Annotated in this window: 26 protein-coding genes; 8 read left to right on the top strand and 18 right to left on the bottom strand. The window is 60.0% G+C overall.

Annotated elements, in window-relative coordinates; all coding sequences use genetic code 11:
- Positions 1-46 precede the first annotated feature (46 nt).
- From ACGHN1_RS04130 to ACGHN1_RS04155, 6 genes are all read left to right on the top strand, one after another.
- Positions 47-835 carry a hypothetical protein gene (locus ACGHN1_RS04130; RefSeq protein WP_390548577.1) on the top strand — a complete coding sequence of 263 codons (789 nt, stop codon included), beginning with the start codon at positions 47-49 and terminating at the stop codon, positions 833-835.
- 133 nt (positions 836-968) lie between these two features.
- The gene (locus ACGHN1_RS04135; protein WP_390548579.1) at positions 969-1,433 is read left to right on the top strand and encodes a hypothetical protein; all 465 of its coding nucleotides are present in this window, start codon (positions 969-971) and stop codon (positions 1,431-1,433) included.
- Between the two features lie 3 nt (positions 1,434-1,436).
- On the top strand, positions 1,437-3,914 hold the full coding sequence (locus tag ACGHN1_RS04140; RefSeq protein ID WP_390548581.1) for an Hsp70 family protein: 2,478 nt from the start codon (positions 1,437-1,439) through the stop codon (positions 3,912-3,914).
- On the top strand, positions 3,914-5,263 hold the full coding sequence (locus tag ACGHN1_RS04145) for an ATP-binding protein (RefSeq protein WP_390548583.1): 1,350 nt from the start codon (positions 3,914-3,916) through the stop codon (positions 5,261-5,263). The genes ACGHN1_RS04140 and ACGHN1_RS04145 overlap by 1 nt, the downstream gene beginning before the upstream one ends.
- A gap of 12 nt (positions 5,264-5,275) precedes the next feature.
- The gene (locus tag ACGHN1_RS04150; RefSeq protein ID WP_390548585.1) at positions 5,276-6,010 is read left to right on the top strand and encodes a hypothetical protein; all 735 of its coding nucleotides are present in this window, start codon (positions 5,276-5,278) and stop codon (positions 6,008-6,010) included.
- A 67-nt stretch (positions 6,011-6,077) separates the two neighbouring features.
- Positions 6,078-7,598 carry a hypothetical protein gene (locus tag ACGHN1_RS04155; protein ID WP_390548587.1) on the top strand — a complete coding sequence of 507 codons (1,521 nt, stop codon included), beginning with the start codon at positions 6,078-6,080 and terminating at the stop codon, positions 7,596-7,598.
- A 181-nt stretch (positions 7,599-7,779) separates the two neighbouring features.
- Here the strand turns inward: ACGHN1_RS04155 and ACGHN1_RS04160 are convergent, their stop codons facing one another.
- The 6 genes from ACGHN1_RS04160 to ACGHN1_RS04185 all read right to left on the bottom strand — a co-directional run bounded on the left by ACGHN1_RS04160 (position 7,780) and on the right by ACGHN1_RS04185 (position 11,062).
- The gene (locus ACGHN1_RS04160; protein WP_390548589.1) at positions 7,780-8,559 is read right to left on the bottom strand and encodes an NUDIX hydrolase; all 780 of its coding nucleotides are present in this window, start codon (positions 8,557-8,559) and stop codon (positions 7,780-7,782) included.
- Between the two features lie 282 nt (positions 8,560-8,841).
- Positions 8,842-9,174, bottom strand: coding sequence for a Grx4 family monothiol glutaredoxin (gene grxD, locus ACGHN1_RS04165; RefSeq protein WP_390548591.1), 333 nt, complete (start codon positions 9,172-9,174; stop codon positions 8,842-8,844).
- 38 nt (positions 9,175-9,212) lie between these two features.
- Positions 9,213-9,446, bottom strand: coding sequence for a BolA family protein (locus ACGHN1_RS04170; RefSeq protein WP_390548593.1), 234 nt, complete (start codon positions 9,444-9,446; stop codon positions 9,213-9,215).
- A 4-nt stretch (positions 9,447-9,450) separates the two neighbouring features.
- Entirely contained in the window at positions 9,451-9,777 is a 327-nt protein-coding gene (locus ACGHN1_RS04175) for a DUF1476 domain-containing protein (RefSeq protein ID WP_390548595.1), read from the bottom strand.
- 91 nt (positions 9,778-9,868) lie between these two features.
- Positions 9,869-10,867: an NADPH:quinone oxidoreductase family protein gene (locus tag ACGHN1_RS04180; RefSeq protein ID WP_390548596.1), complete on the bottom strand. Its 999-nt coding sequence runs from the start codon at positions 10,865-10,867 to the stop codon at positions 9,869-9,871.
- A 39-nt stretch (positions 10,868-10,906) separates the two neighbouring features.
- Positions 10,907-11,062 carry an isopropylmalate isomerase gene (locus ACGHN1_RS04185; RefSeq protein ID WP_390548598.1) on the bottom strand — a complete coding sequence of 52 codons (156 nt, stop codon included), beginning with the start codon at positions 11,060-11,062 and terminating at the stop codon, positions 10,907-10,909.
- Positions 11,063-11,175: 113 nt separating this feature from the next.
- On the opposite strand from ACGHN1_RS04185, the gene ACGHN1_RS04190 reads away from it, so the two are divergent.
- Together ACGHN1_RS04190 and ACGHN1_RS04195 are read left to right on the top strand one after the other, a co-directional pair.
- Positions 11,176-11,574, top strand: a complete 399-nt coding sequence (locus ACGHN1_RS04190; protein WP_390548600.1) for an acyl-CoA thioesterase — start codon at positions 11,176-11,178, stop codon at positions 11,572-11,574.
- 18 nt (positions 11,575-11,592) lie between these two features.
- The gene (locus ACGHN1_RS04195; protein ID WP_390548602.1) at positions 11,593-12,111 is read left to right on the top strand and encodes a sterol desaturase family protein; all 519 of its coding nucleotides are present in this window, start codon (positions 11,593-11,595) and stop codon (positions 12,109-12,111) included.
- On the opposite strand, the gene ACGHN1_RS04200 is transcribed toward ACGHN1_RS04195, so the two are convergent.
- The 12 genes from ACGHN1_RS04200 to ACGHN1_RS04255 all read right to left on the bottom strand — a co-directional run bounded on the left by ACGHN1_RS04200 (position 12,112) and on the right by ACGHN1_RS04255 (position 16,436).
- Complete coding sequence (locus tag ACGHN1_RS04200; RefSeq protein WP_390548604.1) at positions 12,112-12,462, bottom strand: YbaN family protein; 351 nt, start codon at positions 12,460-12,462, stop codon at positions 12,112-12,114. It lies immediately after the preceding gene.
- Position 12,463: 1 nt separating this feature from the next.
- Complete coding sequence (locus ACGHN1_RS04205; RefSeq protein ID WP_390548606.1) at positions 12,464-12,883, bottom strand: SufE family protein; 420 nt, start codon at positions 12,881-12,883, stop codon at positions 12,464-12,466.
- A gap of 37 nt (positions 12,884-12,920) precedes the next feature.
- Positions 12,921-13,100 (bottom strand): hypothetical protein, encoded by a 180-nt coding sequence (locus ACGHN1_RS04210; protein WP_390548608.1) that lies wholly within the window; start codon positions 13,098-13,100, stop codon positions 12,921-12,923.
- On the bottom strand, positions 13,097-13,342 hold the full coding sequence (locus tag ACGHN1_RS04215; protein ID WP_390548610.1) for a hypothetical protein: 246 nt from the start codon (positions 13,340-13,342) through the stop codon (positions 13,097-13,099). The genes ACGHN1_RS04210 and ACGHN1_RS04215 overlap by 4 nt, the downstream gene beginning before the upstream one ends.
- Before the next feature lie 38 nt (positions 13,343-13,380).
- Positions 13,381-13,662: a hypothetical protein gene (locus ACGHN1_RS04220; RefSeq protein ID WP_390548612.1), complete on the bottom strand. Its 282-nt coding sequence runs from the start codon at positions 13,660-13,662 to the stop codon at positions 13,381-13,383.
- Positions 13,659-13,946: a hypothetical protein gene (locus ACGHN1_RS04225; protein ID WP_390548614.1), complete on the bottom strand. Its 288-nt coding sequence runs from the start codon at positions 13,944-13,946 to the stop codon at positions 13,659-13,661. The genes ACGHN1_RS04220 and ACGHN1_RS04225 overlap by 4 nt, the downstream gene beginning before the upstream one ends.
- Positions 13,943-14,281: a hypothetical protein gene (locus tag ACGHN1_RS04230; RefSeq protein ID WP_390548616.1), complete on the bottom strand. Its 339-nt coding sequence runs from the start codon at positions 14,279-14,281 to the stop codon at positions 13,943-13,945. Before ACGHN1_RS04230 ends, ACGHN1_RS04225 begins: the two co-directional genes overlap by 4 nt.
- Positions 14,281-14,580: a hypothetical protein gene (locus ACGHN1_RS04235; RefSeq protein ID WP_390548618.1), complete on the bottom strand. Its 300-nt coding sequence runs from the start codon at positions 14,578-14,580 to the stop codon at positions 14,281-14,283. Before ACGHN1_RS04235 ends, ACGHN1_RS04230 begins: the two co-directional genes overlap by 1 nt.
- A 43-nt stretch (positions 14,581-14,623) precedes the next feature.
- Positions 14,624-15,001 (bottom strand): envelope stress response membrane protein PspC, encoded by a 378-nt coding sequence (pspC, locus tag ACGHN1_RS04240; RefSeq protein ID WP_390548620.1) that lies wholly within the window; start codon positions 14,999-15,001, stop codon positions 14,624-14,626.
- Positions 14,998-15,294, bottom strand: coding sequence for an envelope stress response membrane protein PspB (pspB, locus tag ACGHN1_RS04245; protein WP_390548622.1), 297 nt, complete (start codon positions 15,292-15,294; stop codon positions 14,998-15,000). Before pspB ends, pspC begins: the two co-directional genes overlap by 4 nt.
- A gap of 3 nt (positions 15,295-15,297) precedes the next feature.
- Positions 15,298-16,125 (bottom strand): phage shock protein PspA, encoded by an 828-nt coding sequence (gene pspA, locus ACGHN1_RS04250; protein ID WP_390548624.1) that lies wholly within the window; start codon positions 16,123-16,125, stop codon positions 15,298-15,300.
- A gap of 158 nt (positions 16,126-16,283) precedes the next feature.
- Positions 16,284-16,436 (bottom strand): hypothetical protein, encoded by a 153-nt coding sequence (locus ACGHN1_RS04255; protein ID WP_390548626.1) that lies wholly within the window; start codon positions 16,434-16,436, stop codon positions 16,284-16,286.
- Between the last annotated feature and the right edge of the window lie 124 nt (positions 16,437-16,560).

The following is a 16,560-nucleotide window of genomic DNA, read 5'->3' on the forward strand; positions in this document are numbered from 1 at the left end:
GGAACAAAAGCGAGTTGGCGGGGCCAACCTGAAGAAGGAAAACACAATGCTGAAATTGACGTTCATCGATACCGAATCCGCATGGGACGAATATCTTCACGAGGATTACCGCGCTATCGACCCCAAGGGCGTTGCCAAGCTCGAGCGCCAAGGCCGCAAGCGCCACAACCAGGCCTGCAAGCGGATATTCGCCGCTGCCGCGCTGGACATCGTCATCGGTGATGACCGCACGATGGTGATCGAGGGGCTATCTGCCTGGACCGAGCGCGAGCACGGCGATGAGAAAGCGATCGTCGAGGGCTTGCTCGATCACATCCGGTTCCGACCAGACTATCAGGTGGTGACCTATGGCGGGCTAGCAGCCGAACTTCCCCTGCTGACGTTGGCCGCTATGCAGTACGGCCTACTCCTGCCGGACCAGCTGCGCGGCAATCAGCGCGTCCGGTATGGGGGGGGGCGGCCGCATATGGACCTTGCGCTCGAACTCAAGGGTCAGGGTCGGGACTGGGCGCATCTTTCCGAAATCGGATTGCGGATGGGGCTGCCGCGTGACCTGTTCACCGGAAAGACCGAGGTCGACCTGCCACAAACCGCGGAAGACTGGATCGAGATGCGCCGCCATGTCAGTTGCGACGTCATGCTCACCGCCATGGTGACGTTGGCGTGGATGCGGGTGCAGGGCCGGATCGGTATAGATATGCCACCGGCCCTATACCAGCTCGCCGACTGGTTCCTGCGCCGGATTGGTGATGATACCCGGATGGCCGCTCCGCTCGTTGAATTGCGCATGAGAACGGCTGAGCAAATGTCTTCGGAATTCGATCTCGCCGCTTAGGCATGAAGACAAGCTGCTGGTCGGACTTTCCCGGCCTGACCGGCAGACGACCTGTCCCGTGCATCTTAAAAATGACGAGGCATTGCTGGCGAATGGCGATCCCTCGCGCTATTGACCGCCTTCAAGACAAGGGGTGAATTTTGCCGATACCTTAGGCATTCTGAAAAATGCATGCGATCAGAATCCGCCTTTGGAAGACGCATTTTCCATCCTAGAACGCTTCTCAACAATCGGGGGTATCGTCATAATGCCGCATCTACGGGACAGCGAAGATCAGATCATCGACCTTGCCATCGAAGGATGGCGGCTTGCACGTCTTTTCCAGAAATCCGTTTCATCAACGGATCTGAAAGCTGCTCAACGGCAATCCAACCAGATCCGTTACTTCAATCGCAAGTTGGACGAGATTCTTGCCGAGTCCGATCTTAGCCTGGTTTCCCTAGAGGGTCAGCCCTACGATGGCGGCATGGCAGCAACCCCCCTCAACGTAGGCGACTTCGACACTGACGACAGCCTTTTCGTCGACGTAATGATGGAGCCGATCGTGATGGGGCCCCATGGAATACGCCGCACTGGCACGATGATGTTGAGGAGCTGAGTAGTGGAATACGTGGGGATTGACCTCGGAACGACTAACAGCGCCATCGCCAGCTATGACGGCGAGAACGTGGCGCTGTACAAGAGCCCTGAACAGCATGATGTCACACCGTCTGCTCTGTTCTATGACAAGCGCGGGAACCGATGGGTGGGGTCACGGGCCTACGACAACTGGGCTCGTAATCCGGGAAATGGCGCGACGCTGTTCAAGCGTATGATGGGCACGAGCACGCCTATCAAGATAGCGGCAACGGATACCGTTATGACACCCGAGGAATGCTCGGCCGAGATCCTGCGCACCGTCTTCGGATATCTGCCGGAGGAGATACGCAGCGGTGGCGACACCGGCACTGTCATTACTGTGCCTGCGGCATTCAACCAGATGCAGAAAGACGCGACCCTGGCAGCCGCTGAGATGGCGGGCATCGGAAGCGTTGCCCTGATGCAAGAACCTGTTGCTGCGGTCATGAGCGTGATGCGTCAACGTGACCGCGATGGCACCTTCCTCGTCTTCGATCTCGGCGGTGGCACACTCGACATCGCGATTGCGCAGAGCATGCGCGGGCGCGTCAGCCTCCTTTCGCACGGAGGCGTGGAAATGTGTGGAGGAAGGGATATTGACCGAGCTCTTCTCGATGACGTTGTGAAGCCTTGGCTTATCGACAACTTCGATCTGAGGGAAACGTTTGCAGCGGACCCGCGCTTTAGCACGTTAGCGAGGGTCGCGACCTGGGCCGCCGAGAAGGCGAAGATTGCGCTTTCAAGGGGAGAGGAAGCAGTGATCTCGCTGTCAGAGCTGGAGATCGGAATCCGCGACGAAGCGGGGGAGGAGATTTATCTCGATGTTCCCATTGATAGGGGCCGCCTCGATACCCTTGTCGCCCCGGTTATCGCTAAGGCCGTGTCTGCCGCGCGTGACGCTCTCGAGCAGGCGGGCATCAGTCCTGCAGATGTGGATCGGATCGTCTTCGTTGGCGGTCCGACACAATATAAGCCGCTGAGGGACAAGGTTGCCTTCGAGCTGGGCATCGCTGCCTCGACAGACGTCAATCCGATGACAGCAGTGGCGGAAGGAGCGGCAATCTTCGCGGAATCGATTGACTGGAGCGCTCAGAGCCGCGGTCGTAAGGCAGCCAGGAACTCTTTGGCCAGCTCGAAAGTCGAATTCGCATACGTAGCCCGGACGCCAGATTCGTCGGCAAAAATCGTTGCTAAGACAGTTGGAGAAGATGGGTCCGAATTCCAGGTCGACAGCCTCGATACCGGTTGGTCCTCGGGGCGGATGCCTCTCCAGGTTGGCGCATCCATAGACCTGCCGTTGTCGAAGCGGGGTGAGAACGCATTCCGTGTATTCGTGTTCGACGCCGATGGGGCGCCCCAGTCGATACCGAATGACCGGATTATCGTTAGCCGGACGGCGGCCTCAGTTGATGCCATCCCAGCCTCGCATACGATCGGTATCGAGGTCCTGACCGGCAGGACGCGCACCCGCACGCTCGAGCCTCTGATTCGAAAGGGGGAAGCTCTCCCCAAGAAAGGCAAGCTTTCCTTCCGTGCCGGAGAAACCATCCGGGCTGGCGGATTGAATGCACTCAATTTCAAGATGTGGGAGGGTGAAGGCAAGGACAACGTCGAGGACAACCAGCATATCGGGCTTTTCCGGGTAAGCGGTCAGGATTTCGACGAAGGTATCATCAATACCGGTGCAGAGATCATATGCGAATACGAGATCACCGATGCGGGAACGATCCAACTCGATGTATCGGTGCCTGACATCTCAGGCTCATTCTCCTCTGGGCGGAACTACTATTCGCGTCAGGAAGCACAGATCGACTACACGGAGGCTGCTGATCGAGTGATCCTCGAGGCGCAGGAAGCGCTTCAGCGCATCGACCAGTTCGCCGAAAACATCGACGATGCTCGCCTCGAAGAAGTCCGCCACAAGCTTTCGTCTGCCGCATCGATAAATCCGGACAACGCCGATCCCGAAGAGACGAAGACGGCTCTTGACGCAGTCCGCGAGGCGCGCGTGGATCTTTCCACCATTCGTAAAGATCACCTCAAGCCGATCAGGCAGATGGATCTCGACGCGGTAGTCGACACCTACAACAGAATGGGCCGCGAACTCTCCTCTGTCGAGGAGCGACAGGCATTCGACAATCTGGCGCAGACCGCGCAGCATGCCATTGATGTCAACGGCATGGATTTCGAGGTTCACCTCGATGATCTTCATACGAGGGTATTCCTTGCGTTGTGGAAATCGGAAGCCTTCGTCATAGGTCGTTTCCAATGGCTTGCCGCCAGTCCCGAAATGTTCCCTGATCGCTCCCAACATACAACGCTCGTCAACAGGGGGCAGCGCGCTCTCGGGGTCAATGATCTCGATAGTCTGCGACAAGTTGTGATCGAAATGGATCAAATCCGATTCGTTCGTTCTGGAGAAGAGGAGCTTCTCGCCATGGCGAACATCGTGAGGGCCTGATGTCTGGAAGCATTTTTCCGCAGGGCCTCTCTCTACCTGAAGCAGGAACGTCGCTTGGTAGATCAGTCCGGGTCATCGACGACCGGCTTTTCATCCATGCTACCAAGGACGGTCGACGGGCACTGCTTGTTTCGTCGGAAGATGTCTATGCGGGAAAGATCCGGAACGCGTTGAACCTACGGATCGAACATGTAGGCCATTCCTACGACTATCTCGTCACATACGGAATTCTCGACCAGGTCGAATATCTTGAGCAACCCGAGGGTCTATCACAGGCACTTCCATTCGCGGGGCTCCTACGTGATTTAGAAGGCCTCTCACGTCGTGCAATCTATTGCTCCGATCCCCTGTTTCTCATCGAAAGCGATATCGCAATACCGGAGGAAAAAGAGATCGCGCTTGGTCGCTTCATGACGGGCGGTACGCCAGTCAGTGCCTCTGACATCGTTCATATGAAACGCATTCTTCCCGGGGCCCCGGAAGATGAACTTGAAGAGATAGCAGAGGTAGCCGGCATACCCGTCAAGGTAACGGGGCCGCAGCAGCGAAAAGGACTGACCGGAGCTTCAACCGCAATACAAGGTGCATCTGGACCGTTCGTCCTTCCAGGGCGCGAGGATCTTGCACGTTTCTTCAATGAGCACGTCATCGAGATCGTTGAAGATGCCAACCGATATGCCGCTCTGGGAATAGAATTTCCCGGAGGTATCATTCTCGAGGGACCGACGGGCTGCGGCAAGACGTTTGCGGTGGAGAGGCTGATCGAGCATCTCGGGTGGGCGAGCTACCACGTAGAGGCTTCGAGCGTCGCCAGCCCCTACATTCATGAAACGTCGCGGAAGATCGCAGAGATTTTCAACGAGGCGATTAAAAACGCTCCGGCCGTACTCGTCGTTGACGAGATGGATGCATTTCTAGCAAGTCGCGATGGTTCGACAGGTCAACACCACCTTGAGGAAGTAGCGGAATTTCTCCGACGCATTCCCGAAGCGAGCAAAAGCCGGGTGCTCGTGATCGGGATGACGAACAAGTTGGAACTAATCGATGCGGCTATCCTACGTCGGGGGCGATTCGATCACGTCGTACATGTCGGAAATGCTGGCACTACGGAAATCGAGGGGCTCCTTACATCGTTGCTCGGGAGAGTTCCGAACGACATCAGCGACCTGGATCCGATCGCAGCAAAACTAACAAACCGGCCGCTGTCTGACGTGAGTTTCGTCGTCCGGGAAGCAGGCCGGATCGCCGCTCGCGCTCGTAAAGATCGAATCGAAAATGAGGATCTGCTCGCGGCCTTGGCTCTTGTGCCTTCACGCGATCCCGACGTACCGCGTCGTGTGGGCTTCTAAAAGGGGGGGGAAATGAACGGTTTCGCAGGCCTCAATCAGTTTGCTACCGACGTGGATGCCGCAATCGCGGAAGCCGACCGAATAGCCGCCAGTCCTCTGCCAGCCACCGAACAACCTTCACAAGGTTCGTCCCAACCTAACATCAGTCAGGAGTTCGGAGACACCGCTGTAGGGCGTTTCGCCAAGACCGCAGGTGGCTGGATTGCAGTGATCATTCTAATTTCTATCGTGAAATTCGGTATTGGGGCCGCAGTGGACGCATCATCCAGCACTGATGAGGAAGATTATTATAATAGCGAAGCCTATTCGGACATACCTATTGATTACGCTCCTGATTATGGGTCCGACACGAATGACATACCAATCGACGAAACGCTCGAAAATTCGGATACATACGAAGATGACTACGTCATTTCGGATGAAGGATCTTATCCCACTATTGGCGAATACCCTGACGATACGACCTCCCGACCAGCGCCAGGCACGATGCAGTTGACCAAAGGCGAGCTACGCTACTGCATGGAAGAGATGGAGCGTCTAAAAGGTGAGCAATCGGAAATGGAAAGTATCGAAAACATCGATATTGATCGGTACAACAATAACGTCGATGCGTTCAACGGTCGGCTTAATGATCTGCGCTACATCTGCGACGGAAACTATCGGATCGTCGACGAAACTGCGATAGAAAAAGAACTGTCGTTTCGCCGATATTCGCTCCAGCAGGAAGGGCGCATTCGTGTCCGCTGAACAAAATGAGTCAACCAGTCCGTTCAGCCTGCTTGGAGTTTCGACGCGAGATGACGCTGGTCGCATCATGGCCGCAGTCGAGGACCAGTCGCTTTTATACGATCACGATCTCTGCCAGAGGGCGGCATCGACGCTCACGCATCCGAGGCGACGGCTTGAAGCCGAGATGGCGTGGTTCCCAGGAGTTACACCCAACGCAGCCACCCGCGCAGCAGGTGCCGTATCTTTGCAGGAAGTCGATGAACTAGGGTTGTCCGGACTTTCGCGGGCGAATGCACTCGAGGCGGTACTCGCTAAAAGCGTACAGGAAGACGCAGTCAAACTAGCCGCTCTTCTCGGAGAGATATTCCTTTCCGACGACGCGGTGAATAGTGAACGTCTTCTCGTTGAAATTAACGAGGACCGAGAGCTTGCTGGTTTTCCGGCGGTTCCAAACATTGTCGCCATCGACGAAGAACTACAGCGGCGGAGAGTGGAGCGCCGCCAATCAGTCCTTCGAGCAATGGAAGGGTTTTCTACCCCGATCATGGCACAGGCGATGTTCATTCTCGCCGACGCGAAGAATGACCAGAGTTTTCCAAGAATTTTGCACGAGTTCATCGACGATTACGGTCTGCGCGCTGAGCCATTTATGAGTTCGGAGGTTATTCGAGCAGAAAAATTGGTGGTAAAGGCACGTGAGCTAGCAGGAAACCGACCAGACGCGTTGGAACCCCTTCTCAAGGCTTTCGAAGAACTCCTCGATACATGGCATGAGATTACCTATCCTATGCATCGAAGCCTATCCATTCGCGGGCAGAGTTACGATGAAAGCGAACGCATGGCGCGTCTGGTTCGTGATCTAGCGCTGTATCTCAACAATGAACACAACCTCATTTCTCAGGCACGCCGCCTCAGTCAGTCTCTCGAACAGACCTTTTCTGCGTCTCCGACCGTATCTTCGATAGTCGCAGGTGATCTCGAGGCCTTGGAAAGTCTCGAAGCACAGGCAAAGGAGGACGAACAGGAGCTGGCCTTCAGCGCACGCATCGGAATGTTCGGTGGAACTGTCCTGTCCGTTTCTTCGACCGGTCTAACATGGAAGGACGAATTTTATCCAATCGAAACTGTGAAGGGCGCGCGGTGGGGCGCCATCCGAAAATCGGTAAACGGCGTGCCGACCGGAACTGACTTTCTGATCGCATGGTTCGACGAAAACCGGCGCGAAGTGACCGTCAATTTCGGTAAGGGCCAGATATTCGAAGAAATCATGCCCCGCATGATGCGCCTTCTGATCGGACCCATCTTGACGGAGATGCTGGCTGATTTGCGCAACGGAAATGCTATGACATTCGGATCCGCCGTCATCAGTGACGAAGGCGTCGATCTTCCCAAACCACGCTTTTTCGGAAACGAGCGAGTTTTCCTGACGTGGGGCGAAGTGACGATCTCGAGCCACAATGGAAGTCTTATCATCGCCTCCACCGATCATCCGAAAACCAAGGCAGAAATAAGTTACCGCGAAGTCTGGAATGTCCATTTTCTCGAAATTGCAATTCGTGCAATATTTAAGAATGGGTCAGACAGGCTGAGCGGCGCATTCGGTTAAGCGAAATATCGAGAAAATGAGCGTTCCAAGATCGCGACTCGGAACATAGCTCGGATTGGTTTTTTGCTCCCGAAAAACACGGGAGGCGCGATGCCACTTACCGCGGGAACTCAAAAGAAATTTCCCATTTATTACAGTGCCCATTATCATCCTGCCGGGCGCGCCAACCCGCCCGCCCCGTTCACCCGCGCAGCGCTTCGTCGAGGGGTTCGTGCGTGACGGGGTAGCCGGCGTCCTCGAGGATCGTCAGCGAAGGCCGGCCTTCGCGGTCGCCGATCTGCGGAACGATGGTCCGCACCGGGATACTCTCGGCGTGGCTGCGCGCCTCGGCGAAATCGGAGAACAATGCCAGCCGCTCGAGATTGCGGCGGGTGGGGAAGATCAGGGAGATATCGCCTTTGTCCGCGGCATCGAGGGCAGCCTGTGCCGAAGTCCAGAACAGGCGCGTGTTCTCGGTCCGGTCGATGGCGATGTCGACCGCGCCGGTGCCGAGGTCGATAAGGTAGAAGCGGGTGTCGAATATGCGGTTATGCTTCATCCCTCGGGGGCACCAGCGGGCGAAGGGCACCAGCGCGGCGAGATCGAGCGCGAGATCGTGGCGATCGAGCACTGGTGCGAGTTCGCCGCAGGCGATGAGGTCGTCGCGAATTCTCGCCGCCTCCGAAGCATCGATTTTGCGGGTCAGTCCCACGGAAAGGCCCGTTTCCTCGATCGTCTCGCGGACGGCAGCGATCCGGTGCGCGGCTTCGTCGTCGTCGCCCAGACCATGGTCTATCGCGGCGGCGAGGGCACGGTCGGCCGCGTCGACGCGCCCGCCCGGAAACACGGCCATGCCACCGGCGAAGGACATGTCGCGCGAGCGCACGACCATGAGGATTTCCGGCGGACCACCGTCGCGTGCATGGCGAAAGACCACCAACGTGGCCGCAGGGATTTCCTCGTGGGTCGAAGCGGATTCCATCATCATGTTGTGCAAGGAGCGCCCGGGCTTGCCAAGTGTCTCACGTTATAGCGGAGGCGTCGAAATATTTTACACCACCGCCGGAGGCCACCGCGGCGTTAACCATCGAAGACGGCGAAAATCGCGAACTCCGATGGATTGGCACGAAGCGTGCAAAATCGGGATCATCCTGAAAGTCTTCGAAAAGAGGCGGGCCACCCCCTGGTCTCCCGGCCCGCCTCCCCGAAAAGAGAAAGGCCCTCCCGGACTACCCGCCGGGAGGGCCTTTTTTGTTCCGAAGGATCAGCCTTCCGCCTTGGCGACCTGTTTTTCGTTCATCAACTGCTGGAGTTCCCCGGCCTCGAACATCTCCATCATGATGTCGCTGCCGCCGACGAATTCGCCCTTCACATAGAGCTGCGGGATGGTCGGCCAGTCGGAAAAGGCCTTGATACCCTGCCGGACTTCCATGTCCTGCAGCACGTCGACGCTTTCGTAGGCGACGCCGCAATGGTCGAGGATCGCCACCGCGCGGCTGGAAAATCCGCATTGCGGGAAGAGGGGAGTGCCCTTCATGAACAGGACGACATCGCTGTCGCCGACGATGCCGGAAATGCGGGAACTGACGTCGGACATGGCTGACCGATCCTTGAATTGCTTGAAGACTGGGCTTTTCAGGTGGGGGCGGCCGTCGTCAGTTGCAAGGCGTGCAGTTCGCCGCCCATCCGCCCGCCGAGCGCGTCATAGACCATCTTGTGCTGCTGCACCCGGCTCTTGCCCGCGAATTGCGGGGCGACGACCCGGGCCGCCCAATGATCGTCGTCCCCCGCGAGATCGCGCATCTCGATCTCGGCGCCGGGCAAGGCCTCGCGGATCAACCGCACGATCTCGTCCGCCGCCATCGCCATCGGATCAGCCCTGGCTGCTGATGAACTGGCGCCGGGCCTCGACCGCGCACTCGTCCAGCTTCGCGCGAATGTCGGCCTCGGACACGTCGGAGCCCGCGGCGGTGAGATCGCCGAGCAGCTTGCGCACGACATCCTCGTCTCCGGCCTCCTCGAAGTCCGCGACCAGCACTTCTTTTTTGTAGCTTTCGGTTTCCTCGTCGGTCAGCCCCATCAGCCCGGCCGCCCATTCGCCCAGCAGGCGGTTGCGGCGCGCGGCGATCTTGAAAGCGGTTTCCTCGTCGAGCGCGTGCTTGGCTTCTTCGCCCCGGCCCCGGTCCTTGAAATCGGTCATCGTCGTCCTCGCTGACATCTGCCCTGCCGGCAGTCACATGGCGCATAGGGTGGGGGCGTCGGGCCCGCAAGCCTCCGCCCGCCCGCAGGCCTCAGCGCATCGTCACCACGAGCTTGCCGACCGCCTTGCGGGCTTCCAGCTTGGCGATCGCTTCATGGGCGCGGTCCAGCGAATAGGTTTGGCTGATCAGCGGGCTGATCTTGCCTGCCTGCCACAGATCGAAAAGCTCCGCGATATTCTGCGCGTTGCGTTCGGGTTCGCGCGCGGTGAAGGCACCCCAGAACACGCCCCGGATGTCGCAGCTTTTCAGCAGCGTCAGATTGAGCGGCATCTTGGCGATGCCCGCCGGGAAACCGACCACGAGGAAGCGACCCTCCCAGGCGATCGAGCGCAGGGCGGGTTCCGAATAGTCGCCACCGACGATGTCGTAGACGATGTCCGCCCCTTCGGCACCGACCGCGTCCTTGAATTGCTGGGCCAGCGCCTTGGACTGGTCCTTGTCGAAAGGCGCGTGGGGGTAGATCACCACCGCATCCGCGCCGGCCTTGGTCGCGACTTCGCCCTTTTCTTCGGTCGAGACAGCGGCGACCACCCGGCAACCGTATGCCTTGGCGAGTTCGACCGCCGAGAGACCGACGCCGCCCGCGGCGCCCAGCACCAGCACCGTCTCTCCCTCGGCGATGTCGCCGCGGTCCTTGAGGGCGTGAATGGTGGTGCCGTAGGTCATCAGCAGTGCGCTGGCTTCGACCAGGTCGATCCCTTCCGGCACCCGGAACAGCCGGCCCGCATCGACCGCAACCTGTTCCTGCAGCCCGCCATTGCCGACCCCGCAGATAACCCGGTCGCCGACCTTCCAGCCGGTAACTCCCTCGCCAAGCGCGGCGATGGTCCCGGAGATTTCGCCGCCCGGCGCGAAGGGGCGGGGAGGCTTGAATTGATAGAGATCGCGAATGATCAGCGTGTCGGGAAAATTGATGGCGCAGGCGGCGACATCGACCAGCACCTGGCCCGGTCCCGCCTCCGGAGCGTCGATTTCCTCGACCACCAGAGTGTCGGGGCCGCCAACCTCTTTCGACAGAACTGCCTTCATGCCTCGCCTCTTCCTCTCTTCGTGATGACCCGGAGAAACTCAGTCGGTTTCCGGGGATTCGCCGGAAGGAATGGGGCCCGGCTGGGTGGGCGCGTTCCTGTTCTTGCGCTTGCTGGCATAGAGCAGCGCCGCTGCGATCGCAGCCGAACCGATGGCACCGGCGATCGCGGCTGTTCCGTTGAGTTTCTTGCTCATGGCGATCTCATGGATAAGGCGGCGGCGGCTGGCAAGGCCTAACCTCGGAGCTCGTCCGGCCGGTTTTTCAGAATGTCATGGAAAGGTAAGCATTTCCCGTCTAGCTTACACCCATGTCAGCAATACATGCCCATCCGATCACCGTGGTCCCCGAAGACATCGATTTCATGGGCCACGTCAACAACGCCCGCTATCTCGGCTGGGTGCAGGACGCGGTGCTGGCGCATTGGAACCGCATCGCTCCGGCCGAAGAGGTGGCGAGCAAGGCCTGGGTCGCGCTGAAGCACGAGATCACCTATCGAAAGCCCGCCTTCCTTGACGACGAGGTGATCGCCCGCACGGTGCTGGACAAGGTGCAGGGCGCGCGCGCCTTCTACACCACCCTGATCCAGCGCGGCGAGGAGGTGCTGGCCGAGGTCAAGAGCGCCTGGTGCTGCATCGATGCCGAGACCCTGCGCCCGGCGCGGTTGCGCGAGGAAGTGACCCGGTTCTTCTTTCCGGGTGGACAATAGCCTATATCGGATCGCGTCATGGACGTGATTGCCGCCATCCTCATCGTGCTTGCCACCGTCGTGGCGATGGAGTGGGTCGCCTGGGCGAGCCACAAATACGTCATGCACGGCTTCGGCTGGGCCTGGCACCGCGACCACCACGAGCCGCACGACAAGATCCTCGAAAAGAACGATCTCTACGCCATCGTCGGGGCGGCGATGAGCATCTCGATGTTCGCGCTCGGCAGCCCGCTGGTGCTCGGCGAGGCGGCCTGGTGGCCTGCGACCTGGATCGGGCTGGGTATCCTGCTCTACGGCGTAATCTACACGCTGGTGCACGATGGGCTGGTCCATCAGCGTTATTTTCGCTGGGTGCCGAAGAGGGGATACGCCAAACGGCTGGTCCAGGCGCACAAGCTCCACCACGCGACGATCGGCAGGGAGGGCGGGGTGAGCTTCGGCTTCGTCCTCGCCCGCGATCCCGCGAAGCTCAAGGCCGAGCTCAGGCGCCAACGAGAGGCGGGCGTGGCCGTGGTGCGCGAGAGCGCGCACCCCTGATCATTCGTTGCGCGTGACGATCCAGCCGCCGGCGACCACGAGGATCGTGATCGAGACCCAGTACCATGGGTGGCCGAGCGTGACATAGGTGAACACCGCGCCGCTCGCCATGGCGACGATGGCGATGGTTTTCGAACTGCGGCTGATGGCGCGGCGGTCGCGCCAGTCCTTTACTTGCGGACCCCAGTGGGGATGGTCGAGTATCTTCTTCTCGAGCTCGGGATTGGAACGCGCGAAGAAATAAACCGCCAGCAGGAGAAACGGTACGGTCGGCATGATCGGTAAAACCGCGCCGATCGCGCCGAGCGTGACGCTCAGATATCCCAGAAAACGGTAGAGGATGCGGCGCATCTCAGCTTCTGGTGTCCACCCCCGCGATCCGGGCAGCGTGGTTGTGTACCAGCGCGATCATGTTGGGGACGCCCTGGGTGCGATTGGAGCTCAGCTGGTTCTTCAGGTCGAATGGAGCGAGCGCGGCAGCGATATCCATATCCGCCACTTCGCGCGCCGACCTGTCTTGCACCGCGGCGATGACCAGCGCGACGATGCCCTTTGTGATCGCGGCGTTGCTGTCGGCGAGAAAATGCAGGCTGTCCGCATCGCCGGTGGGATAGACCCACACCGCCGCCGAACATCCGCGCACCAGCGTGGCGTCGGTCTTCAGCGCATCGGGCATTTCGTCCAGTTCGCGCCCGAGCTCGATCAGAAGACGATAGCGTTCGTCGCCCTCGAGGAATTCGTATTCTTCGGCAATGTCTTCCAGCGTTCTCATCGCATGCAGGTAGGCACGCCCGGGGGGATTGGAAAGGTCAACCTCCGTCGAGCCCGCCCGGCCGCGTGACGGCATAGTAGATGACGTAGAACCACGAGAACACGCCGTGGACGATCGCCCAGACGATCGACTTGTGCAGGCTCCAGCTGATGGCGACGGCGATCGCGCTCCCCAGACCGATGCCCGCCTGCGCGGCATTGGTCGTGTTGCTGCTCACAAATCCACCCCGCTGGCGATCGCCTCGAGCTTGCGGATGCGTTCCTTGAGATCGGAAATCTCGATCCGCGCGGCACCGAGCGAAGAGCCCTCCTCTGGCCGGGAGCCGGAGGCGAGGGGGCTGCGCTCCAGTTCCTGACGCTTCAGGGCCAGCCATTCGCGCCAGCCGATCAGCAGGCCGGCAGTGACGACCGCGAGGCCGATCAGCGCGGCGGCGGCGATGATGATGGTCGGTTCGAACATTACCCTCATGTCCTCCTTCAACCCAAGACCCGGTGGGGTCAGTCCTGCTGCTCTCGCAGCGCGTCGATTTCGCGCTCGATGCGCTTTCTCTCCTGCGCATCGAGGCTGTTGCTTTCGGTGGCGATCCGCTCGAGCACCTTGATGCGCTCGCGCAGCTCGGCGATTTCCCGGCGGGCATCCTCGTCGGGCTTGCCGACGAAGGTCTCGTTGCCGTCCTCGTCGACGATCACATTGCGTTGCGATCGGCTGCGGGCGCTGGCGCTCTGCACTATCCCCCAGACGACGATGGCGATGATCGCGACGATGGCCCAACTGCTCATGCCGCGTGTTCCTTGCGGGCTGGGCGGTCGCGCAGCGTCTCGATCTCGTCGGCGAGCATATGGTTGCGATCCGTGGCGATGCGTTCGAGAACGCGCAGGCGCTCCTCGACATCCCCGATCCGCTGTACACCCGCCCCGCGTTCGGCTTCGGCCTTGCGCACTTCGAGTTCGAGCACCTTGGTGCGGTTCTTGACCTTCGTGTTGTGCGCGTCGAGCCACATTCCGGCCAGGCTGATGATGCCCACCACGATGGCGCACAAGGCGATGGCTTCCGGAAAGTTCATTGCACCTGCTCCTTGTCCTCACGCAGGCGGTCGAATTCGTGAGTCAGCTGATAGCCGCTGTCGGTGACGATGCGCTCGATATTGGCGAGCCGGTCCTTCATCGAACCCATCTCGGCCCGCAACTGGGCGTTCTCCTGGGTCAGCAGGGTCACCCGCTGCTGCGCCTCGCTGGTCATACCGGGCTTGAGCGACTGACCCCACATGCCTTCGAGCGGATAGCCGTTCCGGATCTTCAGCCTGGTGGTGTGAACCGAGGCGAGGATGCCGGCCATGCCGAGGGCGAAGGCGCCCCCGACGATCCAGCCGAGGTAGGGAAGAAAATCGGAGAATTCCATCACACTTTCTCCTTGCGCGTCATGTCGAGCGGGACGCCGGCATCGTGGCCCTCGACCGCACGGCTGTCGCGCAGGGCCTCGATCTGGGTTGCGACGTCGTAGCCGCGATCGGTGACGATGCGTTCGAGTACCCGGACGCGGTCTTCGAGCTGCTGGACGCGGCTGGAATATTGCGCGGCCTTCTCGGCCGTTTCGGTGGCGGTCGCCGAAATGCGCTTCGATTCCAGCTTGGAGCGCGAGACCGTCCAGACGATGAACATCACCATCAGGAAGGGCGCGAAGCCGATCATCCATTCCATTGTCTTTCTCCCGTAATTCGGCAGGCCCACCCGGCCCTGGTTGTCAGCGAAGGCGCTCGATCTCGGCATTGAGGCGCGGGTTCGACGAGACATAGTAGGTTTCGACCTCTGCCAGACGGCGATCGACATCCTTCATCCGGGCGCGAATTTCGCGCGCAGTGCGCTTCGGGTTCTGCCTCACGCGCTGCCAGTATTTGCTCTCGTCCTGATCGACATAGAGATGCGACGGCTTCTTGTTCAGCAGGAGTCCGGCGATGAAATAGAACGGGATCGCTCCGCCGCCGGTCATGAACACCATCAGGACGACCGCCAGCCGGATCCACAGCGCGTCGACACCGGTGTAATCGGCGATCCCCGAGCACACGCCCATCAGCTTGGCGTTGTGCTTGTCGCGATAGAGGGTGGTGCGGGGGCTGTTCATTTCACGGAACCTTTCTTCTCGGCCATCAGCTGTTCGAGCTCGCGCAGCTGCTGGTTGTCGGATTCACTGTCGTGGACGAGGCGGGCGGGGCGGAAATCGGGATTGTCGCTCGCCACCAGACGCTCGACCGTGTCCATACGCTCGTCGAGCCGCTTGGCGAGATTGTAGAGCTCCTCGAGCAGCACCTCGTCGTCGCTGGTTATCGAAGCCGAAGTCTTCCATTTCGTGATATAGTGGAAGATGATCCACGGCAGGGCGATGAATATGGCGGTTATCGCGAATACTTCTTCCATGGATCAATCCTCCCGTCCGGTGTCGGCATCGTCGGCCTTGCCGAGCGCCTTTTTCATCTGAGCCAGTTCGTCGTCGATCTGGTCGCTGCCTTCCAGCGCGGCGATCTCGTCGGCGAGGCTGTGCTTGTTCGACCCGTCCTCGATGCTGAGCGCATCGGCGCGCCCTTCGGCGTAATCGACCCGGCGTTCGAGTTGGTCGAAGCGAGACAGCGCCTCGTCGGTGCGCTCGTTGGTCATCAGCGTGCGCAGCTTGACGCGGTTTTCGGCGCTTTCGAGCCGGGCTGCGATGGCGGTCTGGCGGCTCCGGGCCTCGCGCAGGCGATTCTGCAACTTGGCGATGTCCTGCTCGTAAGCCCGCAGCGCATCGTCGAGCACCGCGATCTCCTGCTTGAGCTGGTCCGAAGTATCGGCTGCCTTCTTCTTTTCGACGAGGGCCGCGCGGGCGAGATCCTCGCGATCCTTCGAAAGTGCAAGCTGCGCCTTTTCCGCCCAATCGGCCTGGAGCTTGTCGAGCTTCACCGTGTGGCGGTGCATCTCCTTCTGATCGGCGATCGTGCGCGCTGCGCTGGCGCGGACTTCGACCAGGGTTTCCTCCATTTCGAGGATGATCATGCGGATCATCTTGGTGGGGTCGTCCGCCTTGTCGAGCATGTCGTTGAAATTGGCGGCAATGATATCGCGGGTGCGGCTGAAAATGCCCATCAAGGGTGCTCCGTTTGAAAAGAAATCGTTGATCTTGGCGTTGACCTTCCCAGCATCGGCCCAGTCTGCAGCCGACGTCTTGCGATCCGCGCGCTGGGTCGGTGTGGGGGTGCGGCGCAGGCGCTCCACCTCCTCCTCGAGCCGCGACAGGCGGGGGCGATCGGACGAGGACGAACCGGGGCGGGCCGAAGTCTCCGGTGCGGCCCCGTCATTTTTCGGGCCGCGATGGGGACTTTCGGGGGAGGGAGACTCCGGCCCTAACTGGTCGCGAGGATCGTCCGGTCGGGTCACGCGATTTCGACCTGCTCGCCGACCGCCAGCGGAACAGCGGGCGTGGTCACCGCGATCTGACCGCTGAGGCCGACGAAGGTGACCATCGCGGCGATGCTGACGAGCGCGGCTTGCCCCAGTCTGGTGCGGAAAAAGCGGCGATCGTACATTGTTGGGTTCCTCCACTGCGTTGTTGGCGGAGTATGTGCAACAGCCATGCCAACTGAAATCATCGGCAGAAATCGGCCGTTCTTAGCGACTTTCGGGCGTGCTCGTATCTTACCCATTGCCATG

Origin of the sequence: Qipengyuania sp. MTN3-11 (genome assembly GCF_042851825.1) — a bacterium.
GTDB lineage: Bacteria > Pseudomonadota > Alphaproteobacteria > Sphingomonadales > Sphingomonadaceae > Qipengyuania.